Below are 21,228 nucleotides of genomic sequence, written 5' to 3' on the forward strand. Positions count from 1 at the left end.
GCCATGTCGAACTCCGCGCCCCTCCTGGCTTTCGGCCAGGTCATGCACCGGCGCCTGGCGCCCCGGGGGCACCGTTTTGCCTACCCGGTGTTCTACGCCCTGCTGCCCATGCACCGGCTCGACGACTGGGCCGCGGGCTACGGCCGGGCCTTCGCGGTGAACCGGGCCGGACTGCTGTCGCTGCGCTTTGCCGACTACGGCCGGCGCGACGGCAGCGACCCGCGCAGCTGGGTGCGCGAACTGCTCGCCGCCCACGGCCTGGCCGCCGCCACCGCCGGCGGCGCCCTGTGGCTGCAAACCTTTCCGCGCATGGTCGGCTACGTCTTCAACCCGGTCAGCTTCTGGTACTGCTTCGACCCCGCCGGGGCCTTGCGCGCCGTGGTCTGCGAGGTGTCCAACACCTTCGGCGAGCGCCACAACTACCTGGCCGCCCGCCCCGACCATGGGCCGATCGCCCCGGGCGAAACCCTGGCGGCGACCAAGGTGTTCCACGTCTCGCCCTTTTTCCCGGTGAGCGGCGGCTACCGCTTCCGCTTCCACTTCCCCGCCGTCGCCGGCGACGGGGCGGGGGAGGGGCGCTGGCTGAGCCGCATCGAGTATTTCGACGCGGCGGCGCCGGCCGACGGCGACGCCGCCACCGCCACCGCCGCTTCGGTTGCGGTGGCCGATGCCGCCGCCGACCCCGGGGCCACGGCCGATCGGCTCCACGCCGCCCTGTCGGGCCAGGCCCGGCCCCTGAGCCAGGGCCTCGCCCTGAGCGCTTTCCTGCGTTATCCCGCCCAGACCCTGGGAGTGATGGCGCGCATCCACTGGCATGCCCTGCAACTTTGGCTGAAGGGCGTGCCGTTCTTCAAGAAGCCGCTTCCGCCCCCTACGGAGACGACGCGATGACTCGCCTGGAAACCACCCTCGACCGCCTGTCCGGCCTCGACCGCCTCAACGCCGCGCCCCTGGCCGGGCGCATGGAGGAGGTGCTCGACACCGTCCTGGACAACGTGCGCGACCATGCCGGTAGCGCCAGCGACGCCCGGCGCAGCCCGGCCATCGGCGCCTCCCGCGCCACGGTGCGCCACCTGCCCCGGGACGCGGCCCTGCTCCTCGACATCCTGGCCGAGCTGCACGGCGGCGTGCTCACCGTGCGCCTGCCCGACGGCGCCAGCCTGTGGTTGGGCGACGACCAGGCCGGGCCGGCGGTGGATCTGCATATCCACGACTGGAGCGTGTTCGCCCGGGTGCTGGCCCGGGGCGACATCGGCTTTGCCGAGGCCTACCTGGACGGCCAGGTCGACAGCTCCGACCTGGCGGCCCTGCTGACCCGCCTCAACGCCAACCGGGCGGTGCTGGAAAAGGCGGTGTACGGCCACTGGCGCGGCCTGCTCGCCGCGCGTCTGCGCCACCTGTTCAACGCCAACACCCGGGCCGGCAGCAAGCGCAACATCCTGGCCCACTACGACCTGGGCAACGACTTCTACCGGCTGTGGCTGGACGAGTCCATGACCTACTCGGCGGGGCTTTTTTCCGGCGACCCGGCCCGCTCCCTGGCCGCCGCCCAGGACGCCAAGTACCGGCGCATCCTGCGCAAGCTCGGCGCCCGGCCCGAGCAGATCGTGCTGGAGATCGGCTGCGGCTGGGGCGGCTTCGCCGAACTGGCGGCCCGGGAGGCCGGAGTGCGGGTCGAGGGCGTCACCCTGTCCCCCGCCCAGCTCGCCTACGCCCAGGAGCGCCTGGCCCGGGCCGGCCTGGACGAGCGCGCCCACCTGATGCTGCGCGACTACCGGGACATCCGCGGCCAGTACGATCACATCGTCTCCATCGAGATGTTCGAGGCCGTGGGCGAGCGCTATTGGCCGTCCTACTTCCGCACCGTCAAGCGCGCCCTGGCGCCGGAGGGGCGGGCCTTGGTGCAGAGCATCGTCATCCGCGACGACCTGTTCGCCCGCTACCGGCGCGGCACCGACTTCATCCAGCAGTACGTCTTCCCCGGCGGCATGCTGCCCTCGCCGGGGGAATTCGGCCGCCGCGCCGCCCGGGCCGGGCTGGCGGTGACGGACCAGTTCTCCTTCGGCCCCGACTACGCCCGCACCCTGGCCCTGTGGCGCGAACGCTTCGAAGCCGCCTGGCCGCGCATCGCGCCCCTCGGTTTCGACGAACGCTTCCGCCGCCTGTGGCGTTTCTACCTGGCCTATTGCGAGGCCGGCTTCGCCACCGGCTCGGTGGACGTGGTCCAGTTCGAGTTGCGCCATGGCTGAGCGCCGCCGCATCCTGGCGGCCCTGGCCGGTCTCGGCGCGGCGGCCCTGCTCGGGCCCTGGGCGGTGACGGCCCGGGCCGCCAGCCTGGCCGGAAGCGACGGCCCAGGCTCGCACCCGGCCCCGGCGCTGCCCGAGCCCCTGCGCGGCCTGGGCAACGGCTGGCGCCCCTGGGGCAGCGGCGACATGCGCTGGTTCGGCCTGCGCCTGTACAACGCGGTGCTCTGGGTGGCCGGCGACAGCCTGGGGGACGACACCGCCTACGCCCTGCAACTCACCTACCAGCGCGACATCGCCAAGAGCCGCCTGGTGGGCGCCACCCTGGACGAACTGAAGCGCCTCGGCGAGCAGGACGAGGTCCGCTTGGCACGCTGGCAGGCGGCCTTGGAGCAGGTCTTTCCCGACGTGCGCCAGGGCGACCAGATCACCGGTGCCCACCTGCCCGGCAGCGGCGCCCGCTTCTACCTGAACGGCCGGCTCACCGGCGCCGTGGCCGACGAGCGCTTCGCCCGGGCCTTCTTCGCCATCTGGCTGTCGCCCCAGACCCGGGAACCGGCCCTGCGCCAGGCGCTGCTCAAGCGCGCCGGCGGCTAGGCCCCCTCGTGACGGTGACGGCCATGGGCGCACCTCCTTCCCTCACCCTGCGGGCGCCGCCGCGCCCCTGGGCCTATGGCCTGCTCGGCCTGCCCCTGGCCATGGCCATGCTGCCGGTGTACGTGCATGTGCCCGCCCTCTACGCCGGGCGCGGCGTCGATCTGGCCCTGCTCGGCATGGTGTTGCTGGTCGCCCGTCTGGCCGATGCCCTGACCGATCCCTGGTTCGGCTGGCTGTCCGACGGCCTGCCGCGCCGCCGCCTGATGCTGCTCGCCCTGCCGTTCCTCGGCGTCGGCCTGATGGCCCTGCTCAACCCGGCCTGGGCGGTGGGCCGCGGCGTGGCACCGGTGGGCTGGCTGGTGCTGTGGCTGGGCACCGCCTACGCCGGCTTGAGCCTGGCCAGCATCGCCTACCAGGCCTGGGGCGCCGAACTCGGCCGGGACCGGGGCGAGCGCACCCGGCTGACCGCCTGGCGCGAAGGCTTCGGCCTGGTCGGGGTGGTGCTGGCCGCCGTCCTGCCCAGCCTGCTGGGGGTGCCGGGGGGAGAGGGCGGCGCCCAGGGCATGGCCGGCAGCCGCGCCCTGGCCCTGCTCGGCCTGGTTTTTCCCCTGTTGCTGGCCCTGTGCGCCGCGCCCACCTTGCTCTGGTCCGGCGCCGACCGGGTCCGCCCCCGGGCCGAGGCGCGCTTTCGCGATTCCCTGGGCGATGCCTGGCGCGACCGGGCCTTTCGCCGCCTGCTCGCCCTGTTCATGCTCAACGGCGTGGCCAACGCCCTGCCGGCCACCCTGGTGATGTTCTTCATCGCCGACGTGATCCACGCCCCGGCCGCCGCCGGCCTGTTCCTCGCCACCTACTTCGCCGCCGGGGTGCTGGCCCTGCCCCTGTGGGTGCGCCTGGCCCGCCGCCGCGGCCCGATACGGGCCTGGTGCCTGAGCATGGTTGTGGCGGTGCTGGTGTTCGCCTGGGCCTTTTGGCTCGGCGCCGGCGACGTGCTGCCCTACGGCCTGGTCTGCCTGGCCTCCGGCGCCGCCCTGGGGGCCGACCTGGCGATTCCCGCCGGGTTGCTCGCCGACCTGGCCGAAAGCGGCGCCCGGCGCGGCCACCGCCCGGGCCAGGATGCCCGGGCTGGCAGCTACTTCGGCCTGTGGAACCTGGCCACCAAGCTCAACCTGGCCTTGGCCGCAGGCCTGGCCCTGCCCCTGCTGGCCGTCCTCGGCTACCGCCCCGGCGGCGGTGCCCCGGCGGCCAGCGTGCTGTCGGCGGTGTATTGCCTGCTGCCGGTGCTGTTCAAGCTGGCCGCCCTGGCCTTGGCGCTCCTCTGGCGCGCCCGTCTCGAAACGTCCCTTTCCCTGGAGAGAACCCCATGAAACCCGCAGCAGCCGCCCTGGCGGCCATCCTCGGCGTCGGCGCCACCCTGGGTCTGACCGGCTGCGCCGGCACCGGCGTGGAAAAATACAAGGACGCCACCCCGGAACTCGACCTGAAGACCTATTTCAACGGCCCCCTGGAGGCCTGGGGCATGTTCCAGGACCGGGGCGGCGAGGTGGTCAAGCGCTTCCATGTGCGCATCCAGGCCGACTGGCAGGGCGACACCGGCACCCTGGACGAGCGCTTCACCTGGGCCGACGGCACCACCAGCCGCCGGGTGTGGACCGTGGTCCAGCAACCCCCGGGCCCCGACGGGCGCAAGCGCTACGTGGGCACCGCCGGCGACGTGGTCGGCGAGGCCCAGGGCGAGGCCATGGGCAACGCCCTGCGTTGGCGCTACGTGTTGGAACTGCCGGTGGACGGCAAGACCTACCACGTGGACTTCGACGACTGGATGTTCCTCCAGGACGGCCGGGTGATGCTCAATCGCTCGGTGATGAGCAAGTGGGGCTTCCGCCTCGGCGAGGTGTTCCTGTCCTTCGACCGGCCGCCCCTACCCGTCGCGGCGGCGCGCTGAGCGGAGGCGCCATGGCCTGCAATCCACGCCTGCGCGACTGGCGCGGCAAGACCGTCTGGCTGCTCGGGGCCTCGTCCGGCATCGGCGCCGCCCTGGCCCGGCAGCTGGCCTTGGCCGGGGCCCGGGTGGCGATTTCCGGGCGCCGCGCCGAGGCGCTGGAGGCCGTCGCCGCGCCGCTCCAGGCCCAGGGGCTGACGGTCCTGCCGGTGGCCGCCGATGCGGCCGACGCGGCCGGGCTGGCCACGGCCCGGGACCGGGTGGAGGCGGCCCTGGGGCCCATCGACCTGGGCATTTACCTGGCCGGCGATTACGTCCCGCTGCGCGCCTGGGAGCTGGGAGCGGCCGCCCCAGTTGGCGCGATCAGCGCGGGCGCCGGGCCGGCGGCGCCCGCCGACCCGGCCCTGGCCCAGGTCGAGCGCCTGGCCCGGGTGAACTACCTGGGGGCGGCGGCCTTCGCCGCCTGTCTGGTGCCCGGCTTGCTTGGCGCGGCGCGGGGCGCGACAGGCCGGGCAGATGCGGCGGGCGGGGAAGGGCAGACCGCCCTGGCGGGGGCCGCCGGGGCACCTCCGGTGCGCGGGCTGGTGCTGGTGGGCAGCGTCGCCGGCTACCGGGGGTTGCCCAAGGCCCTGGGCTACGGGGCGGCCAAGGCGGCCCTGATCCATTTCGCCGAGGGGCTCTACCTGGACCTGGTGCGGCCGGAGCACCCCGGCCTGGGGGTGTGGCTGGTCAGCCCGGGCTTTGTCGCCACCCGGCTCACCGCCGGCAACGACTTTGCCATGCCGGCCCTGATCGGCGAGGACGAGGCCGCCCGGGCCATCGTCGCCGGGCTGGCCTCCGGCGCCTTCGACATCCACTTTCCCAAGCGCTTCACCGGCTGGCTCAAGTTCGCCCGGCTGCTGCCCTACCGGTTGTACTTTCCCTTCATCCGCCGGGTGACCGGGGAATGAGGGGCGGCACGCCCCCGCTCCCCCGCGCCCGCCTTGCCACGCTTTTGCCAGGATTGCCCGACCTGCCATGACCGAATCCGCTACTACAGCCTCTACCGCTACTGCTGCCGTCGACACGGCCGGCCCGAGCGCCGCACCCGCCCACGACGCCGCCGCCTTCGACCGCCTGGTCGCCTTTTACGAGCATCTGTCCGAAGCCGGGGTGGGGCGCTTTGCCGAGTTCTACAGCCCGGATGCCTACTTCAAGGACCCGTTCAACGAAGTGCGGGGCATCGGCGCCATCCAGCGCATCTTCCAGCACATGTTCCGCCAGGTGCAGGGGCCGCGCTTCGTCGTCACCCAGCGCTTTTGCGGCAGCGACGGCGTCATGCTGATCTGGCAACTGCGCTACCGCACCCGCTGGCTGAAACCGGCGGACCAGGTGATGCACGGCAGCACCCACCTGCGCTTCGCCCCGGACGGCAAGGTCTGCTACCACCGGGACTACTGGGATACCGGCGAGGAGCTGTACGCCCGGGTGCCCTTGGTGGGCTGCATCGTGCGCGGCGTGGCCCGGGCCCTGGCGGCCTGATACGGCGGCGCCGGAGCCGCGCTACCGCGGGGCCGCGCCGTGCCACGGCCCGCGACGCCGGGCGCCGCGGGCTACCCCGTCGGCGCGAGGCCGCTTCAGGCCGCCCCGGTGAAGGCCAGCAGGTCGGCGACGAAGCGGTCGCGCTGCCACTGGTGGGGCGAGTGGTCGGTGCCCTCGTAGATGTGCAGTACCGCGTTGGCGATGCGCGAGGCCACCAGGCGGGCGGTCTCGGTGCGGTAGAAGTTGCTCTCGCCGCCGTAGATGAGCAGGGCGGGCAGGGTGATGGTGGCGAGCACGTCCCGGTAGTCGGCCTCGGTCAGGCTCTGCCAGCAGTCGATCAGGGGGCCGGCGGGCAGGGTCTGCAGCCACTGGCGCGATTTCTCCCAGCCCCGGGCGTTCTCCTCGTACTTTTCCCGGGCCCGGCTGTTCAGGCCGTAGGCCCCCAGGCGCAGCACCGATTCGGCGAAGTCGTCGCGCAGCTGTTCGAGGAAGGCGGCGGAGCGCTGTTCGTCGAAATCGCCGTAGATGCCGTGCTCCCAGTCCGGGCCGGTCACCAGCCGGGGCGACTGGTCGATGAAGCCGACCCGGGCCAGGCGCGCTTCGCCGAAGTCGCGCAGGTACTGCCACAGGGTCAGGGCCCCCATGGAGTGGCCGATCACGGTGGCGCCGTGGAGGTCGAAGTGCTCCAGCAGGTTGTGCAGGTCCCGGGCCATGCGCGTCACCGTCGGGGCGTTGCCCGAGGCGACCAGGTGGCCGGCGTGGCCCCGGGCGTCCCAGCGGTACACCCGGTGGTGCCTGGTCAGGGCGGCGAGGAAGGGAAACCACTCCTGGTGGCTGGCGGTCCAGCCGTGCAGCAGCACCAGGGGTGGGCCGTCGCCGGCCACGTGCAGGTGGATGATCTCGCCGTCGTCGGCGCGGAACTGGGTGGGGGAGGTCATGGCGCGATGGTGGGTAAAAGCATAGGGAGGCTGCGGGAGCCGGGATTCGAACGATTCTAACCCGCCTATAATGCGGCCTCCCCTAGGAGGAAGACCGACATGCTCATCGACTACAACAAGAACGGCGCGACCGGCATTTACGCCCTCGATTCCGGCTATCACCGGCCCCTCATGGCGGCCATCCACTTCATCGTCGACAGCGGCCGGGTGGCCATCGTCGATACCGCCAGCAACGATTCCCTGCCCCGGGTCGAGGCCGCCCTGGCCGAACTGGGCCTGGGGCCCGAGGCGGTGGATTGGGTGGTGCTCACCCACATCCACCTGGACCACGCCGGCGGCGCCGGCGCCTACCTGCGCCGCTTTGCCAACGCCCGCCTGGTGGTGCACCCCAAGGGCGCCCGGCACATGGCCGATCCGACCAAGCTGATGGCCGGGGTCGAAGCGGTCTATGGCAAGGACGAAGCCCGCCGCCTCTACGGCGAGCTGGTGCCCATCGACCCGGCCCGCATCGACGAGGGCGGCGAAGGCCATGCGTTCATGCTGGGCGCGCGTCGCCTGGTCTGCCTGGATACCCCGGGCCACGCCCGCCACCACCTGAGCCTGTGGGACGAGACCGGCAAGGCGGTGTTCACCGGCGACACCTTCGGCTTCTCCTACCGGGAGTTCGACGTGGACGGCCGGCCCTTCATCTTCCCCACCACCTCGCCGGTGGCCTTCGAGCCGGACGCCATGCACGAGTCGGTATCGCGCATCGCCGCCCTGGGCGCCGAGGGCGCCTACCTGACCCACTACAGCCAGGTCACCGACCTGCCTGCCCGGGCCGCCACCCTGCACCGGCTGATCGACGCCCACGTGGCCAGCGCCCGGGCCCACGCCGACGCCGGCGCGGACCGGGAAGCCCGCATCCTGGCCGATTTGCAGGCCCTCACCCTGGCCGAGCTGCGCGCCCATGGCTCTACCCTGTCCGCCGAGCGCAGCCTGGAGCTGATGGGCGTGGACCTGCGCCTCAACGCCCAGGGCCTGGTGGTATGGCTCGACGGCGAAGCCAAGCGTGCCGCCCAGGCCGCCGCCGCTACATCTGCACCGGTGGCGGCGTGAGCGACCTGCCCTCTGCCATGACCGGGGACGCCCCCGACCTGGCCCGCCGCTTCGGTGGCGTCGCCCGGCTCTACGGCCAGGCCGCCCTGGAGCGCTTCCGCGGCGCCCACGTGGCGGTGGTCGGGGTGGGCGGCGTCGGCTCCTGGGTGGTGGAGGCCCTGACCCGCTCCGCCGTCGGCCGGCTGACCCTGATCGACCTGGACAACGTGGCCGAGTCCAACATCAACCGCCAGCTCCAGGCCACCGACGCCACCCTGGGCATGGCCAAGGTGGAGGCCCTGCGCCAGCGCATCGCCACCATCAACCCGGCCTGCGTCGTCACCTGCGTCGAGGAATTCGTCGATCCCGACAACGTCGCCGACATGCTCGCCGGGCCCTTCGACGCGGTGGTGGACGCCATCGACCAGGTGCGCGCCAAGGTCGCCATCGCCGCCCACTGCGCCCGGCAACGCCTGCCCCTGGTGGTGGTGGGCGGGGCCGGCGGCCAGCTCGACCCGACCCGGCTGCGGGTGGACGACCTGTCGCGCACCGTGCAGGACCCGCTGCTCTCCAAAGTGCGCGCCAAGCTGCGCAAGGAACACGGTTTCCCCCGGGACGCCAAGAAGAAGTTCGGCATCCCCGCCGTCTATTCCGACGAACCCCTGCGCTACCCGGAAGCCGCCTGCGCGGTGGAGGAGGGCGTGGCAGGGGAAGCGGGCGGGGAAGCGGGCGGCACTGCCCCGGCCGGACCGGGCCTGGTCACCGGGCCCCAAGGGCTCAACTGCGCCGGCTTCGGCTCGTCGGTATGCGTCACCGCCCCCTTCGGCTTCGCCGCCGCCGCCGCCACCCTGCGCCTGCTGGCGCCCTGAAGTGCAGCCCTTCCTGCGTGCAGCGGCGCCCCTTGAGGGCGCCGCGTCTTTTTGTGGGGCGCCGCCGGCCACCCCGTGAAAGTCCGCGCCAGTAGCCGAGTTTCACGGGGTAGGTCTGGAACGCCGCGCCAATACTTGGTTTCAGAGATGCATGCTCGGAGCGCCTTTATTGGCGCGGGGTTTGGCGGGGCAAGGTTGTTGCAGGCGAGTGCCTCTGCATGGCTGCGCCTGCGCAGCGCCGGGGCGTCTCCTGGCTGGCGCAGCCATGTGCCCTGTCCTGGGCCACCCGTTTCCACTCGTGACGGCTCCGGCCAAACGCGCCGATTGCCACCACTCGACTTTGGTGCCCAGGCCGCATTGCCGGAGCTAGGCAATGATTACTGATTGTCCTGCTGCTTTGCCTGATTCTGGCCAAGAGCTGCCTCTTAACGATTTTTCCTAAAACAGACATTCGCATAGATGGCAATTGAATAACTGGCGCAAGTACAATCGCAAGCTAACCGGTTTCAATTTATTGCTGATATTTCATATGCCAATCTGCAAAATTTGCTTGAGGGATTTTAAGAGTCTTCGATTTAAATCGTCCCGTGTCTGCGTTTGTGGTCGATGTACGAATGATCTGAATAGTTATAAAGAAGTCGCGGAATTTTCCTATCAAGCTGTACGTGAATTGCTACTCAGAGGGGTTCTGCGCAGAGCAACTATGGATGTTAGCTCAACAGCTACCCCGCAATGGAAGCAGAATGCCGCGGAGCGAATTCTAGGTAATCTTGAAGCGGAGGTTGATCGTGCATTGCCGCAGTGGCTCAACAAACTCTTGGCGGATGGGTCAAATAGAGACAAGGTATTTAAAATCATCCGTGCACATCGCCGCGGTCTTCTTCACTTTGATCGACCGCATCGCTGGGGCTACCCAAATAACTGGAAAGATGTAGCTCATGGAATTAGGAAGCTAGATAGATTTTCTTGCGTTTCCTGCTCGGCAAGTAATGTAGAACTGCATGTGCATCACATTGTGTATGCATCGAATTTTGGAACACATCAGAAGACGAACCTTGTGACCTTGTGCCGAAAATGCCATGAGAAAGAGCATGAGCGAGTTTTCGACTTTGGAGAAAACATGTCGTCATCCGATGAAATTCCAAAAGCCTAACTGTTCGTTCGAGGCTACCTGCAGGAAAGCTGTGCAGATGCCTTAACTAGCCATTGAATAGCAGCTTTTTCCGTAAGCGAACTTTCGCTTTGGATCGAATCCAGCCATCGCTCAGAGCCCCAAACCAACAACGCCCGCCGGGATGCGGCGGGCGTTGTCGAGCGAGCGTGGGGCTAGCGGGCTGGCCCGCCTACTCCCCCGGCCGTTCCAGGCGGCGGCGCATCACCCGGTTGAAGGGGGCGATGAATTCCGGGGCGAACTGGTTTTCGCAGGCGTTGATTTCGGCCACGGCGCGCAGGGTCGAGCGGGCCAGGCCCCGATCCTTGTGTTTGAGCATGACCGCCTCGAAGGCGTCCACGATGGCCAGGATCTTGGCGCCGGGGGCGATGGCGCCGTTCTTCAGGCCGTGGGGGTAGCCGCGCCCGTCGGGCATCTCGTGGTGCTGGGCGACGATCTCGGCCGCCGCCTGCCAGCCGGGCATGCGCGCCAGTAGGCCGGCGCCGTCTTCCGGGTGGCGCATCAGGGCCTGCCGTTCGGTGTCGGTCAGACTGCCCGGGCGCAGCCACAGGGGGTCGGGCAGCAGCATCATGCCCAGGTCGTGCAGGTACACCGCCGCTTCCAGCTGGGCCGGGGGCACGGGCTGGCCGGCGTCGGCGTTGATGTCCAGGGCCAGGTCGCGCTGCCGCTCGGTGCGCCCGGCGTAGCGCGGCGAGCGGGCTTCGAAGCGGTCCGCCAGGGAGCGGAAGAACTGCAGGTCGTCCTGTTGCGGCCCGGCGGGGGCGGCGGGAACGGTGGGAGTTCGGGGCGCCGGCGGCTCGTCGCCGTCGTCGAGGTGGGTGGGGCGAAAGCCGGTGACCTGTTCGATCACTTCCAGGGCGAGGGCCGGGATCTGGGCGGGGGGCGCGCCGGCCAGGCGTTCCAGTCCGGCGATCAGGGCGGGCAGGCGCAGGTTGCCCGGGGCCGTCTGGGTGTCACCCCGGACGAGGGCTTCCACCGTCAGTTCGAGCCGGTCCAGGGCGAGCAGGACGGTTTCGGCCATAGCGCCGTCGAAGGGCATTTCCTTGGCGCGCACCCGGGCGAGCAGGGTTTCCAGGGGGTGGGCGATGGCGACCCCGGGAGCGAAACGGCAGAGGGCCGCATCGCCCTTGAGGTTGTGCAGGGCGCGGAACAGGCTGGCGACTTCGCCCGCATCGTCCGGTGCCCGGCGCAGCCGGTGCACGTTGCCTTCCACCGCCGGCACCAGATCGGTCAGGGCGTCGGCGAAATCGTGGAACGAGGACTCGTCCGGCGGTAGGGCAAACAGGGCATCGGCAGCAAACATGGGGCGCACCAGGTGGGAGCATGACGGCAGAGCGGCGGAGCGGCCAGTCTAGGCGATTGTCATCGCCACAGCAAAACCTGGGGGCCGGCGGTCGGCCGCCGGGGATGAAAGGGGCCCCGACCCGGGGCGGGTCAGAATCCCGCCGGATGGTCGGCGAGAAAGGCGGCCTCTTCCGCCGTGGTGGTGCGTCCCAGGGCGGCGTTGCGGTGGGGGAAGCGGCCGAAGCGCAGGATCACCGCCCGGTGGCGCCGGGCGTAGTCCAGATAGCTGTCCAGGGCCGGGTCGGCGGCGGCCAGCGCGGTAAACAGGGCCTCGGCCCGGGCTTGATCGGCGGCGTCTTCGCTGTGCTCGAAGGGCAGGTAGAGAAAAGCGCGGGCCACCGGGGCCAGGCACTGATCCTCGCCGGCGGCCAGGGCCGCCTCGGCGACCCGGCGCGCCGCTGCGTCGCTGGCGAAGGCCCGGGCATCGCCGCGGAAGAAGTTGCGCGACAGCTGGTCGAGCACGATCACCAGGGCCAGCCGGCCTTGGGCCGTGGCGTTCCAGGCCGCCAGTTCGCCGCGGACCGCGGCCTCCCAAACGGGCAGGAAGCGCGCCCGCAGCGCCGCGTCGAAGTCCGCCCTGCCCATGAACCAGGCGCGCCGCGGCTGGCGACGCTGCGGATCGTCCCGGGGGCCGAACCAGGCGTCGAGCACCTCGTCGGGGTGGAAAGGGGGGCGGCAGGGCGTGGTGGGAAAGTGCGGGTGGGCGAGGGCCGGGGGCGGTGTCTGGGGAGGTGTGAAGGCGTCGTTCATGGGTCCTGTGCGCCCTGGCACCAGCGAGGTGCAGAAGCGGTCCTTGTGTCGTCCTTAACTTGGATCAAGTTAGGCGATGGCGGTTCGGTAGGAAAATTAGCACTGGTTAATACAGCTCTGGAGCCGCCGTCCCGGTTGGCTCCCGGAGATGCCCGGATTGGCGTCTCCGCCAGGCCCCGGGCATTTGCCCACGGGGGGCGGAGGCGGCGTTGCGCAACAGACAATATTGAGGAGTTTGGCATGGAAACCCTGGCCCCAGAGTCCCTAGCGGCCATCCCGTCGGCCCCGTCCGCCGCGACGGCACCGACCGGCATGGCCTGGCAGGACCGCTATCTGTTGCAGCTTGCTCCCATGGATGACATCCACCGGGAGTTCGTCTCCCTGGTCAACGCCCTGCTGGTCGCCCCGCTGGAGGCCGACCTGCTGCCCTTGATGGATGCCCTGGTCGAGCATACCGAGCGGCACTTCGCCATGGAGCAGCGCTGGATGGAGGAATCCCACTTTCCCCCCACGGCCTGCCACGAGGACGAGCATACCAAGTCCCTGGCCGTGGTGACGGCGGTGCGCGACAAGGTCGCCGCCGGCGACGCCGCCCTGGGTCGTACCCTGGCCCGGGAACTGGTGCCCTGGTTCGACAACCACGTGGCCAGCATGGACTGGGCCCTGGCCACCTGGATCGCCCGCACCGGCTACGCCGCTGCCGCATAAACATCCTGCAACAATTTGTAGGCCGCCGGTCACCGGGGGGCACAACAGGCAACGGGCAGGGCCGCTAGACTCGATGTCATTCCATAGACAACCCGAGGTCTGCCATGTCGTCCCTGTTCGTTTCCCGCTTCCTTGCCGTTTCCTGCGCCGCCCTGGGGCTGGCGGCAGGGACGGTTCACGCCGATAACGTCCGCTCCGCCGTTGGCGGCGGCTTGGGTGGCGCCGCCGGTGCGGCGGTGGGCCAGGCTGTCGGCGGTTCCACGGGCGCGGTGCTCGGCGGCGCGGTCGGCGGTGCCGCGGGCGGTGCCATCGCCACCCCGGGCCGTCATCAGACCGGCGCCGCCATTGGCGGTGCCGTGGGCGGCGCCAGCGGCGCGGCCGTGGGCAATTCGGTGGGTGGCAAGGGCGGTGCCATTGTCGGCGCCGGGATCGGCGGTGCCGCCGGTACGGTGGTCGGCCGCGAGGTCTCGGCCAACAGCCAGGGCTACCGGGGCGACGACGGTTACTACCGGGGTAAGGGCAAGAAGGGCAAGCACCGCCACGGCCACGCCCATGGCCGGCACTGAACGGTTTTCACCCCGCTACCGGCCCCGCCCCCGTGGCGGGGTTTTCGTTGCGGGTTCGGGCGTCGCTACGTTTCTCCCCGCCGGGAGAGTACACTGCCAGCCCTTTTCCCTTTTTAGCGGAGTCCGCCATGTCTGAAACTGGCCTGATCATCGACGAACTGACCCTGGGTACTGGCGCCACGGCCAAGGCCGGCAACATGGTGGTGGTGCATTACACCGGTTGGCTGACCGACGGCACCAAGTTCGATTCGAGCAAGGACCGCAACGAGCCCTTCCAGTTTCCCCTTGGCCAGCGCTACGTCATCTCCGGTTGGGATGAAGGCGTCCAGGGCATGAAGGTGGGCGGCGTGCGCAAGCTGACCATTCCGCCCGAGATGGGCTACGGCGCCCGTGGCGCCGGCGGCGTGATCCCGCCCAATGCCACCCTGGTATTCGAGGTGGAACTGCTGGCGGTAGCCTAAGTCCCACGTTGCACCCTCCATCCCCTTTGAAAGCATAGTCATGAACGATACTAAACGGCCGGGCGCCTGGAAGCGCGGCGGTTCCGGCCGCACCGGTAGCGGCACGCGCGGTGGCGCCTCCCTGGGCGGCTGGCCGGTGAAGGGGCTGGAGCGTCCCGGCAGCGATAGCGGCGGCCCCCGTGGCCCCCGCGACGACCGCCCGCCCCGCGGCGACTTCGGTGATCGTCCGCGTCGCGATTTCGCCGACCGTGGCGACCGGCCGAACCGGCCCTACGGCGAACGGGACGACCGCGGCGACCGTGGCCAACGCTCCCCGCGCCCGGAAGGAGATCGGCCGCGCAGCTTCGGCGACCGCCCGCCCCGGGGGGATTTTGGTGACCGTCCGCGTCGGGATTTTGCCGACCGTGGTGACCGGCCGAACCGGCCCTATGGCGAACGGGGTGATCGTCCTCCGCGCCCGGAAGGGGATCGGCCGCGCAGCTTTGGCGACCGCCCGCCCCGGGGCGACTTCGGTGACCGTCCGCGCCGGGATTTTGCCGACCGTGGCGACCGGCCGAACCGGCCCTACGGCGAACGGGGTGACCGTCCTCCGCGCCCGGAGGGGGATCGGCCGCGCAGCTTCGGCGACCGTCCGCCCCGGGGTGATTTTGGCGACCGTCCGCGCCGTGATTTTGCCGACCGTGGTGACCGGCCGAACCGGCCCTACGGCGAACGGGGTGACCGTCCTCCGCGCCCGGAAGGGGATCGCCCGCGCAGCTTTGGCGACCGCCCGCCGCGGGGCGACTTCGGTGACCGTCCCCGCCGTCCCTTCGACGACCGCCCGCGCCGCGACTTTGCCGAGCGCGGTGGCGACCGTCCGTCGCGCCAGGGCGAGGAGCGGCCGCGTGGTTTTGGCGACCGTCCCGCCCGGGGCGAATACGTGGAGCGCCCGCGCCGGGAGTTTTCCGACCGGGGCGAGCGGCCGAACCGGCCCTATGGGGACCGGGGTGATCGTCCTCCGCGCCCGGAAGGCGACCGCCCGCGCAATTTCGGCGACCGTCCGCCCCGGGGCGATTTCGCTGACCGCCCCCGTCGCGATTTTTCCGACCGCCCTGACCGGGGTGACCGTCCCCCGCGGGACGTTGCCGATCGCCCCCGCCGCGATACCCGGGGTGACTTCCGGGACGACCGTGGCTATGGCGACCGGGCCGAGCGTGGGCCGCGTGGTGAATTCGGCAGTCGTCCGGAACGGGCGCCGCGCCACGAGTTCCGCGATGCCCCCCTGGAAAGCCGCGCCCCGCTTGAATCTCCCGAGCGGGTCTTTGAAGATGAAGGACTGGTGCGGGTTTCCAAGCTGATGGCCGAGCGGGGCATCTGCTCCCGCCGCGAAGCCGACGCCTACATCGAGCGCGGTTGGGTGTTCGTCAACGGCGAGCGGGTGGCCGAGCTGGGCACCCGGGCCGATCCCAACGCCGAGATCACCCTGTCCAAGGAAGCCCGGCGCAACCAGGAGCAACAAGTCACCGTGCTGCTCAACAAGCCGGTGGGCTACGTCTCCGGCCAGGCCGAGGACGGCTACGAGCCGGCCATCGTGCTGATCCGCCCGGAAAATCGCTGGTCCGAATCCGGCGGCCCGGCCTTCTCGCCGGCCCACCTGCGCGGCATGGCGCCGGCGGGGCGGCTGGATATCGATTCGGTGGGCCTGTTGGTGCTGACCCAGGACGGCCGCGTCGCCCGGCGCATCATCGGCGCCGATTCCGAGGTGGACAAGGAGTACCTGGTGCGGGTCGAGGGGCAACTCATCGACAACGGCCTGGCCCTGCTCAACCACGGCCTGGAACTGGACGGCGACCCGCTGGAACCGGCCCAGGTGGAATGGATCAACGACGACCAGCTGCGCTTTGTCCTGCGCGAAGGCAAGAAGCGCCAGATCCGCCGTATGTGCGAGCTGGTGGGCCTGAAGGTGGTGGGCCTGAAGCGGGTGCGCATCGGTGGCGTCAAGCTCGGCAACCTGCCGCCGGGGCAGTGGCGCTACCTGGAGGAAGGCGAGGCCTTCTAAGCCCAGTCTTCACCGGCGCGCAGCACAAGCCGCAAAGTAGAACGGGGAGCCCTAGGGCTCCCCGTTCTGCTTTGCCCGCACCGGTGGCCGGTGCGGGCGTTCTGCTAGGTGCAGAGACTTAGTACACGTCGTGCTGGGTGTTGAAGACGTTGAACTTGCCGGTGGGGGTGATCAGCTTGGGATCCTTGATCACGGCCTTCAGCTTGCGCGTCTTGTCGTCCACCACCACGATCGCCGACTGCTGGTTCTTGGCCGACCACACCGAGAACCACACTTCGTCGCCGGCCTGGTTGTACTCCGGCTGAACCACCCGCTTGGCGCCTTCGCCCAGGCCCGCCCATTCGGCGATGGGCAGGGTTTGGAAGCCCTTGTCCGGGTTGGTGGTGTCGAACACGGCGATGGACTGGCTGTTGGCGGCGTCCGGGTTGAGGGCGGTATCCACCCACAGGTTCTTCGACTTGGGATGGGTCTTCACGAACAGCGAACCGCCGCCCTGGCCCTTGAGGGAATCCACCACCTTCCAGGCGTACTGCTTGTGCTTGACCGGGTCGGTGCCGATCAGGGCGATGGATTCGTCGCCCAGGTGACCGGTGGCCCAGACGGGACCGTACTTGGGATGGACGAAGTTGGCGCCGCGGCCCGGGTGGGGGATCTTGCCCACATCGACGATGGCCACCCGCTTGTCGGTCTTGGTGTCCACCACCACCACCTTGTTCGACTGGTTGGCAGCGGTGAGGAAGTAGCGGTGGGTCGAGTCCATGCCGCCGTCGTGGAGGAAGCGGGCAGCGGGAATCTCGGTGGTGGTCAGGTTCTCGATGTCCTTGTAGTTCACCACCAGGATCTTGCCGGTCTCCTTCACGTTAACCACGAACTCGGGGTTGAAGTGGGAGGCGACGATGGCGGCCACGCGGGGTTCCGGGTGGTACTCCTGGGTGTCCACGGTCATGCCGCGGGTGCCGACGATCTTGAGAGGCTCCAGGGTGTCGCCCTTCATGATCACGTACTGGGGCGGCCAGTAGGAGCCGGCGATGGCGTACTTGTCCTCAAAGCCCTTGTACTTGGAGGTTTCCACCGAGCGGGCTTCCAGGCCGACACGGATCTCGGCCACGTTGTCGGGCTTTTCCATCCACAGGTCGATCAGGTTGATCTTGGCGTCGCGGCCGATCACGAACAGGTAGCGCCCGGAGGACGACATGCGCGAGATGTGCACCGCGTAGCCGGTCTTGACGATGTTGATGATCTTCTTGGTGTCGCCGTCGATCAGGGCCACCTCGCCGGTGTCGCGCAGGGTGGTGGAGAAGATGTTGTTGATGTTGTAGCTGTTCATCTTCTTGGTGGGCCGTTTTTCCGGCGGCACCAGTACCTTCCAGGTGCCCTTCATTTCGGGCATGCCGAATTCGGGCGGCTGCGGCGGGGTCTGCTGCACGTAGCGGGCCATCAGGTCCACTTCGTCGTCGGTCAATTCGCCCGAGGTGCCCCAGTTGGGCATGCCGGCGGGGGAGCCGTACTTGATGAACACCTTCAGGTATTCGGAACCCTTTTCCAGGGTGATGTCCGGGGTCAGGGGCTTGCCGGTGGCACCCTTGCGCAGCACGCCGTGACAGCCGGCGCAGCGCTCGAAGTAGATCTTGCGGGCCTTGTCGAACTCGGCCTTGCTCATCGGCGGGGCCTTGGGATTGATGTCCTGGTACATCTCCACGTTGGCCAGGGGCGAACTGCCGGCGTGGTAGCGCACGTCAGCCGGGTCCATTTTCGGGTCGGCGGCCTGGGCGGTGCAGGAGAAGGCGGCGGAGATGGCCAGGGTCAAGGCCAGCGACGGGGCACGGAAATGCGTCATGGAGGACTCCTCTTGTAAGTTTTGGAGTGATTGCCCGGTCCGTGGATGATGGGCCGGTGGTATGACTGCTGTGCGGCGAAGTGCGTTTTTATGTGCCATGCCATGGCCATGGTCGGCAATGTCAGGCGGATGGAGCGAAATGCAGAACCGTTATAGCCCTTTGTCCCCTCCCTTGCCAAGCGCTGTTCTACCTAGTGGGCGATGAGGCGCGCCAGAAGGAGGCCGGCCGCCAGGGTGACGGCAAAGCCCAGTTGCAGCCGGGCCGTGGCGCCGAGCAGCCGGTTGTAGACCGGGCCCGGCGGGGTTCGGCGGATTTCGCCGAGCAGGCGCAGGGCCTGGGGGAATTGCAGCCAGGGCAGCAGCAGCCACAGGCTGGGCTGCCCTGTCAGGGGCATCATCAAGGGCAGCAGGGCAAACGGCGTCAGCATGAGGGCGCCCAGTACCGCCAGGCCAAGGCGGCGGCCGCCGGCCACCACCAGGGTGCGCTTGCCGGAGCGGCGGTCCTCGGCCTCGTCGCGCAGGTTGTTCACCGTGATCACCGCCGCCGCCAGGGTGCCGAGCAGGTGGGCCGCCAGCCAGGCGGCGGCCGGGATGTGGTCGAGTTGCAGGTACACCGTGCCGCCCACCGCCGCCAGACCGAAGAACAGCCAGACGAATACTTCGCCGGTGGGCGAATAGGCGATCGGCCGGGGGCCGTCGGTGTACGCCCAGCCGGCGACCAGGGAGGCCAGACCGAGGGCGACGATGGGCCAGCCGCCGACGGCGACCAGGTAGATGCCGACGAGAAAGGCCAGGGCGAAGGCGCCCCAGGCGGCGTTGCGCACCTGGCGGGCGGTGAGCCAACCCTGGGCGCAGGCGCGGGGCGGTCCGAGGCGTGCGCTGGTGTCGGCGCCGCGCAGGAAATCGCCGGCGTCGTTGTGCAGGTTGGTGCCGATCTGGATCAGCAGCGCTCCCAGCAGGCAGGCCAGGGCGGGCAGGGGCCGCCAGCTGCCGGTCACGGCCCAGGCCAAGGCCACGCCGAGCAGCACCGGGGACAGGGAAACCGTCAGGGTGCGCGGGCGGAGCGTCGCCCACCAGCGGGCGAGGGGATGGAGGCGGGAAGCGGCGGCGGGTGGGGCGGTGACGGACATGGGGCGAAGGGTAGAGTGCCCGACAGGGGCGTGATCTGGCACGATGGCGGCCTAGGCGAAGAAGAAAAGGAGATTGCCATGAAATCTGCCCTCGTTGCGGCATCCTTCACCTTGCTGGCCTTGGGCGGCTGTGCCGCGAGCGGCCGCGGGGCGCCCGATGGCGATGTCCTGCCCCCGCCGGCCGGGCTGATGGAAACCTACTGGAAGGCCGTAGAACTGGACGGCGCGCCGGTTCCCCCCGCCGACGGCCAGCGCGAAGCCCATCTGGTGCTGCGCGCCGAGGCGGCGCCCGGGGAACGGGGCGCTAAGGACGGCGTGCTGCCGGCCCAGGGCAGCACCGGCTGCAACCGGCTGGTGGCGACCTATACGGCCGATGAGCGCAACCTGCGTTTTACCCCCGGGGCCACGACCCGCATGGCGTGCCTGCCCGGCAACCCGGAGCCGGCCTTCCTCAAGGCCATCGCGGCGACCCGCCAGTACCGCATCGGCCTCCGCCAGAGCGACGAGCTGGAACTGCTCGACGCCAGCGGTCGCGTGGTGGCCCGTTTTCGCGCCACGGCCCTGCATTGAGTCGGTGTGGAGCCGCGCGGTAGATTGATAAGGAGCTGCAATGTCGTTGGATCGTTCTCTCAAGCGCGGCTTGGCCGCCGTTGTCCTGCCTGTGCTGCTGGCGGCATGCGGGGTATCGGAAACGGCATCGACCGCCGCCACCGTGGCCAAGCTGAAGGCTCAGGAAGCACAGCAGGCAGCCCAGACCCAGGCCCAGCTGCAGCAGCAACTGGGCGATGCCGAGCGCCAGGCGCGGGAGCGCCTGGAGAGTGCCGAAGCGGCGGCGACGACGCCACCGGCCGGCGACGACAAGGCGCGTTAGGACAGAGGGAGATGCGCGCGACGGCGGGCGGCGCCTAGGTGGGCCGGTAGCAGAAGCAGTCGGTGGTGTGGTCGTTCACCACGCCCACGGCTTGCAGGTAGGCGTAGCAGATGGTGGAGCCGACGAACTTGAAGCCGCGCTTCTGCAGGTCCTTGGCCAGGCGGTCAGAGAGTTCGGTGCGGACCGGTACCTGGCGGATCGAGGGCCAGGCGTTGCGGATCGGTTGGCCATTCACGTAGCGCCACAGATAGGTGGCGAAGCCGCCGCATTCGTCCTGCACGCGCAGGAACGCCTGGGCGTTGCCCACCGTCGCGGCGATCTTGCCGCGGTGGCGGATGATGCCCGGATCGGCGAGCAGCCGTTCCTGATCGGCGGCAGTAAAGCGCGCCACCGCCTGGGGATCGAACCCGGCAAACACTTCCCGGTAGCGTTCCCGCTTGCGCAGCACGGTGAGCCACGACAATCCGGCCTGAGCGCCTTCAAGGGTGAGGAATTCGAACAGGCGGTGCTCGTCGTGCACCGGCACGCCCCATTCCTGGTCGTGGTAGGTCTGGTAGAGCGGGTCGTCGCTGACCCAGGCGCAGCGGATCGGGGTGTCGGGGGCGTGGCTCATGGCATGGTCCGTGGTGCGGTCTATGACGGCGAGGACCGTACTCTAGCCCGCCGGGTCGGATCGGTCAGCCCGCCCCCGGGGGATCAGCGGTATTCCAGGGCGGTGTGCTTGCCGTCCACGGCATGACCGGCGGATAGGGACATCATCAGCAGGGCGATGCGCTCGTGCAGGATCAGGGTATGGCTGTTATTGGAGTCGATCATGTGCTGGCGCAGGGTTTCGCGCACCTTGGGGGCGCCGGTCACGTCGATGATGATGTCCACCTGCTCGCCCTGGGCGGCCAGATCCATGAAATTGGTGGTCACCGGCACGTTCTTTTCCCGGGCCAGGGCAATGCCTGGCTGGTTGAGGTCCAGATCGGCCACGCCCAGCACCTGGACGAAGGGAGCAGCCAGCAGTTGCTTGAGCAGCGGGGTGCCGGTTTCACCGGCGCCGATCACGGCGATACGGAAGGTCGAGGTCATTGTTGTCGTCTCCGAGCGGGAAAGGGCTTCACTTTACGGGCAGCCTTGGGTTCGTCGCTTGACCTGGGTCAATGAGGTTTTTCCGCA

23 protein-coding genes are annotated in these 21,228 nt (G+C 69.7%); 16 read left to right on the forward strand and 7 right to left on the reverse strand.

Going from position 1 to position 21,228, the window contains the following annotated elements; all coding sequences use genetic code 11:
• Positions 1-3: 3 nt before the first annotated feature.
• The 7 genes from OTERR_RS03325 to OTERR_RS03355 all read left to right on the forward strand — a co-directional run bounded on the left by OTERR_RS03325 (position 4) and on the right by OTERR_RS03355 (position 6,304).
• Positions 4-891 carry a DUF1365 domain-containing protein gene (locus tag OTERR_RS03325; protein WP_149424856.1) on the forward strand — a complete coding sequence of 296 codons (888 nt, stop codon included), beginning with the start codon at positions 4-6 and terminating at the stop codon, positions 889-891.
• The gene (locus OTERR_RS03330; RefSeq protein ID WP_246154308.1) at positions 888-2,249 is read left to right on the forward strand and encodes an SAM-dependent methyltransferase; all 1,362 of its coding nucleotides are present in this window, start codon (positions 888-890) and stop codon (positions 2,247-2,249) included. The genes OTERR_RS03325 and OTERR_RS03330 overlap by 4 nt, the downstream gene beginning before the upstream one ends.
• The gene (locus OTERR_RS03335) at positions 2,242-2,841 is read left to right on the forward strand and encodes a chalcone isomerase family protein (RefSeq protein ID WP_223115991.1); all 600 of its coding nucleotides are present in this window, start codon (positions 2,242-2,244) and stop codon (positions 2,839-2,841) included. Before OTERR_RS03330 ends, OTERR_RS03335 begins: the two co-directional genes overlap by 8 nt.
• Positions 2,842-2,864: 23 nt before the next feature.
• Entirely contained in the window at positions 2,865-4,208 is a 1,344-nt protein-coding gene (locus OTERR_RS03340; RefSeq protein WP_149424857.1) for an MFS transporter, read from the forward strand.
• Positions 4,205-4,786, forward strand: a complete 582-nt coding sequence (locus tag OTERR_RS03345; protein WP_054621640.1) for a DUF3833 domain-containing protein — start codon at positions 4,205-4,207, stop codon at positions 4,784-4,786. The genes OTERR_RS03340 and OTERR_RS03345 overlap by 4 nt, the downstream gene beginning before the upstream one ends.
• Before the next feature lie 11 nt (positions 4,787-4,797).
• The gene (locus tag OTERR_RS03350; protein ID WP_149424858.1) at positions 4,798-5,733 is read left to right on the forward strand and encodes an SDR family NAD(P)-dependent oxidoreductase; all 936 of its coding nucleotides are present in this window, start codon (positions 4,798-4,800) and stop codon (positions 5,731-5,733) included.
• 67 nt (positions 5,734-5,800) lie between these two features.
• Positions 5,801-6,304 carry a nuclear transport factor 2 family protein gene (locus OTERR_RS03355; RefSeq protein WP_149424859.1) on the forward strand — a complete coding sequence of 168 codons (504 nt, stop codon included), beginning with the start codon at positions 5,801-5,803 and terminating at the stop codon, positions 6,302-6,304.
• 95 nt (positions 6,305-6,399) lie between these two features.
• Here OTERR_RS03355 and OTERR_RS03360 read toward each other — a convergent pair whose 3' ends face one another.
• Positions 6,400-7,242, reverse strand: coding sequence for an alpha/beta fold hydrolase (locus OTERR_RS03360; protein ID WP_149424860.1), 843 nt, complete (start codon positions 7,240-7,242; stop codon positions 6,400-6,402).
• Positions 7,243-7,341: 99 nt separating this feature from the next.
• On the opposite strand from OTERR_RS03360, the gene OTERR_RS03365 reads away from it, so the two are divergent.
• From OTERR_RS03365 to OTERR_RS03375, 3 genes are all read left to right on the forward strand, one after another.
• Positions 7,342-8,340 carry an MBL fold metallo-hydrolase gene (locus OTERR_RS03365; protein ID WP_149424861.1) on the forward strand — a complete coding sequence of 333 codons (999 nt, stop codon included), beginning with the start codon at positions 7,342-7,344 and terminating at the stop codon, positions 8,338-8,340.
• Positions 8,341-8,357: 17 nt separating this feature from the next.
• Positions 8,358-9,188 (forward strand): tRNA threonylcarbamoyladenosine dehydratase, encoded by an 831-nt coding sequence (locus OTERR_RS03370; RefSeq protein WP_223116034.1) that lies wholly within the window; start codon positions 8,358-8,360, stop codon positions 9,186-9,188.
• A gap of 466 nt (positions 9,189-9,654) precedes the next feature.
• Entirely contained in the window at positions 9,655-10,341 is a 687-nt protein-coding gene (locus tag OTERR_RS03375) for an HNH endonuclease (protein WP_149424863.1), read from the forward strand.
• 190 nt (positions 10,342-10,531) lie between these two features.
• Here OTERR_RS03375 and OTERR_RS03380 read toward each other — a convergent pair whose 3' ends face one another.
• Both OTERR_RS03380 and OTERR_RS03385 read right to left on the reverse strand, forming a co-directional pair.
• On the reverse strand, positions 10,532-11,662 hold the full coding sequence (locus OTERR_RS03380; protein ID WP_149424864.1) for an HD-GYP domain-containing protein: 1,131 nt from the start codon (positions 11,660-11,662) through the stop codon (positions 10,532-10,534).
• A 131-nt stretch (positions 11,663-11,793) separates the two neighbouring features.
• On the reverse strand, positions 11,794-12,453 hold the full coding sequence (locus OTERR_RS03385) for a DUF924 family protein (protein WP_149424865.1): 660 nt from the start codon (positions 12,451-12,453) through the stop codon (positions 11,794-11,796).
• 240 nt (positions 12,454-12,693) lie between these two features.
• Between OTERR_RS03385 and OTERR_RS03390 the strand changes: the two genes are divergently transcribed.
• The 4 genes from OTERR_RS03390 to OTERR_RS16260 all read left to right on the forward strand — a co-directional run bounded on the left by OTERR_RS03390 (position 12,694) and on the right by OTERR_RS16260 (position 16,226).
• Positions 12,694-13,161, forward strand: a complete 468-nt coding sequence (locus OTERR_RS03390) for a hemerythrin domain-containing protein (protein ID WP_223115992.1) — start codon at positions 12,694-12,696, stop codon at positions 13,159-13,161.
• Between the two features lie 104 nt (positions 13,162-13,265).
• Positions 13,266-13,727, forward strand: coding sequence for a glycine zipper domain-containing protein (locus OTERR_RS03395; RefSeq protein WP_149424866.1), 462 nt, complete (start codon positions 13,266-13,268; stop codon positions 13,725-13,727).
• A gap of 128 nt (positions 13,728-13,855) precedes the next feature.
• Complete coding sequence (locus OTERR_RS03400; protein ID WP_054621631.1) at positions 13,856-14,188, forward strand: FKBP-type peptidyl-prolyl cis-trans isomerase; 333 nt, start codon at positions 13,856-13,858, stop codon at positions 14,186-14,188.
• A gap of 40 nt (positions 14,189-14,228) precedes the next feature.
• Positions 14,229-16,226, forward strand: a complete 1,998-nt coding sequence (locus tag OTERR_RS16260) for a pseudouridine synthase (protein WP_149424867.1) — start codon at positions 14,229-14,231, stop codon at positions 16,224-16,226.
• Between the two features lie 118 nt (positions 16,227-16,344).
• On the opposite strand, the gene OTERR_RS03410 is transcribed toward OTERR_RS16260, so the two are convergent.
• On the reverse strand, positions 16,345-18,063 hold the full coding sequence (locus OTERR_RS03410) for a nitrite reductase (protein WP_149424868.1): 1,719 nt from the start codon (positions 18,061-18,063) through the stop codon (positions 16,345-16,347).
• Positions 18,064-18,254: 191 nt separating this feature from the next.
• The gene (gene menA / locus OTERR_RS03415) at positions 18,255-19,193 is read right to left on the reverse strand and encodes a 1,4-dihydroxy-2-naphthoate octaprenyltransferase (protein ID WP_149424869.1); all 939 of its coding nucleotides are present in this window, start codon (positions 19,191-19,193) and stop codon (positions 18,255-18,257) included.
• A 78-nt stretch (positions 19,194-19,271) separates the two neighbouring features.
• On the opposite strand from menA, the gene OTERR_RS03420 reads away from it, so the two are divergent.
• Together OTERR_RS03420 and OTERR_RS03425 are read left to right on the forward strand one after the other, a co-directional pair.
• Entirely contained in the window at positions 19,272-19,763 is a 492-nt protein-coding gene (locus OTERR_RS03420) for an META domain-containing protein (RefSeq protein ID WP_187775292.1), read from the forward strand.
• Positions 19,764-19,803: 40 nt separating this feature from the next.
• On the forward strand, positions 19,804-20,064 hold the full coding sequence (locus tag OTERR_RS03425; RefSeq protein WP_054621627.1) for a hypothetical protein: 261 nt from the start codon (positions 19,804-19,806) through the stop codon (positions 20,062-20,064).
• A gap of 34 nt (positions 20,065-20,098) precedes the next feature.
• Here the strand turns inward: OTERR_RS03425 and OTERR_RS03430 are convergent, their stop codons facing one another.
• Together OTERR_RS03430 and OTERR_RS03435 are read right to left on the reverse strand one after the other, a co-directional pair.
• Positions 20,099-20,677, reverse strand: a complete 579-nt coding sequence (locus OTERR_RS03430) for a DNA-3-methyladenine glycosylase I (protein ID WP_149424871.1) — start codon at positions 20,675-20,677, stop codon at positions 20,099-20,101.
• Positions 20,678-20,760: 83 nt separating this feature from the next.
• Positions 20,761-21,141 (reverse strand): oxidoreductase, encoded by a 381-nt coding sequence (locus tag OTERR_RS03435; protein WP_054621625.1) that lies wholly within the window; start codon positions 21,139-21,141, stop codon positions 20,761-20,763.
• Positions 21,142-21,228 lie beyond the last annotated feature (87 nt).

This window comes from Oryzomicrobium terrae (assembly GCF_008274805.1).
GTDB classification, from domain to species: domain Bacteria; phylum Pseudomonadota; class Gammaproteobacteria; order Burkholderiales; family Rhodocyclaceae; genus Oryzomicrobium; species Oryzomicrobium terrae.

Bases quoted from the DNA above. Each gene is read 5' to 3' on its own strand.
- OTERR_RS03395 (WP_149424866.1), top strand. From the start codon at position 13,266: ATGTCGTCCCTGTTCGTTTCCCGCTTCCTTGCCGTTTCCTGCGCCGCC.
- menA (WP_149424869.1), bottom strand. From the start codon at position 19,193: ATGTCCGTCACCGCCCCACCCGCCGCCGCTTCCCGCCTCCATCCCCTC.
- OTERR_RS03355 (WP_149424859.1), top strand. From the start codon at position 5,801: ATGACCGAATCCGCTACTACAGCCTCTACCGCTACTGCTGCCGTCGAC.
- OTERR_RS03325 (WP_149424856.1), top strand. From the start codon at position 4: ATGTCGAACTCCGCGCCCCTCCTGGCTTTCGGCCAGGTCATGCACCGG.
- OTERR_RS03365 (WP_149424861.1), top strand. From the start codon at position 7,342: ATGCTCATCGACTACAACAAGAACGGCGCGACCGGCATTTACGCCCTC.
- OTERR_RS03350 (WP_149424858.1), top strand. From the start codon at position 4,798: ATGGCCTGCAATCCACGCCTGCGCGACTGGCGCGGCAAGACCGTCTGG.
- OTERR_RS03425 (WP_054621627.1), top strand. From the start codon at position 19,804: ATGTCGTTGGATCGTTCTCTCAAGCGCGGCTTGGCCGCCGTTGTCCTG.
- OTERR_RS03360 (WP_149424860.1), bottom strand. From the start codon at position 7,242: ATGACCTCCCCCACCCAGTTCCGCGCCGACGACGGCGAGATCATCCAC.
- OTERR_RS03335 (WP_223115991.1), top strand. From the start codon at position 2,242: ATGGCTGAGCGCCGCCGCATCCTGGCGGCCCTGGCCGGTCTCGGCGCG.
- OTERR_RS03390 (WP_223115992.1), top strand. From the start codon at position 12,694: ATGGAAACCCTGGCCCCAGAGTCCCTAGCGGCCATCCCGTCGGCCCCG.
- OTERR_RS03340 (WP_149424857.1), top strand. From the start codon at position 2,865: ATGGGCGCACCTCCTTCCCTCACCCTGCGGGCGCCGCCGCGCCCCTGG.
- OTERR_RS03410 (WP_149424868.1), bottom strand. From the start codon at position 18,063: ATGACGCATTTCCGTGCCCCGTCGCTGGCCTTGACCCTGGCCATCTCC.
- OTERR_RS03370 (WP_223116034.1), top strand. From the start codon at position 8,358: ATGACCGGGGACGCCCCCGACCTGGCCCGCCGCTTCGGTGGCGTCGCC.
- OTERR_RS03345 (WP_054621640.1), top strand. From the start codon at position 4,205: ATGAAACCCGCAGCAGCCGCCCTGGCGGCCATCCTCGGCGTCGGCGCC.
- OTERR_RS03430 (WP_149424871.1), bottom strand. From the start codon at position 20,677: ATGAGCCACGCCCCCGACACCCCGATCCGCTGCGCCTGGGTCAGCGAC.
- OTERR_RS03420 (WP_187775292.1), top strand. From the start codon at position 19,272: ATGAAATCTGCCCTCGTTGCGGCATCCTTCACCTTGCTGGCCTTGGGC.
- OTERR_RS03330 (WP_246154308.1), top strand. From the start codon at position 888: ATGACTCGCCTGGAAACCACCCTCGACCGCCTGTCCGGCCTCGACCGC.
- OTERR_RS03435 (WP_054621625.1), bottom strand. From the start codon at position 21,141: ATGACCTCGACCTTCCGTATCGCCGTGATCGGCGCCGGTGAAACCGGC.
- OTERR_RS03400 (WP_054621631.1), top strand. From the start codon at position 13,856: ATGTCTGAAACTGGCCTGATCATCGACGAACTGACCCTGGGTACTGGC.
- OTERR_RS16260 (WP_149424867.1), top strand. From the start codon at position 14,229: ATGAACGATACTAAACGGCCGGGCGCCTGGAAGCGCGGCGGTTCCGGC.
- OTERR_RS03380 (WP_149424864.1), bottom strand. From the start codon at position 11,662: ATGTTTGCTGCCGATGCCCTGTTTGCCCTACCGCCGGACGAGTCCTCG.
- OTERR_RS03385 (WP_149424865.1), bottom strand. From the start codon at position 12,453: ATGAACGACGCCTTCACACCTCCCCAGACACCGCCCCCGGCCCTCGCC.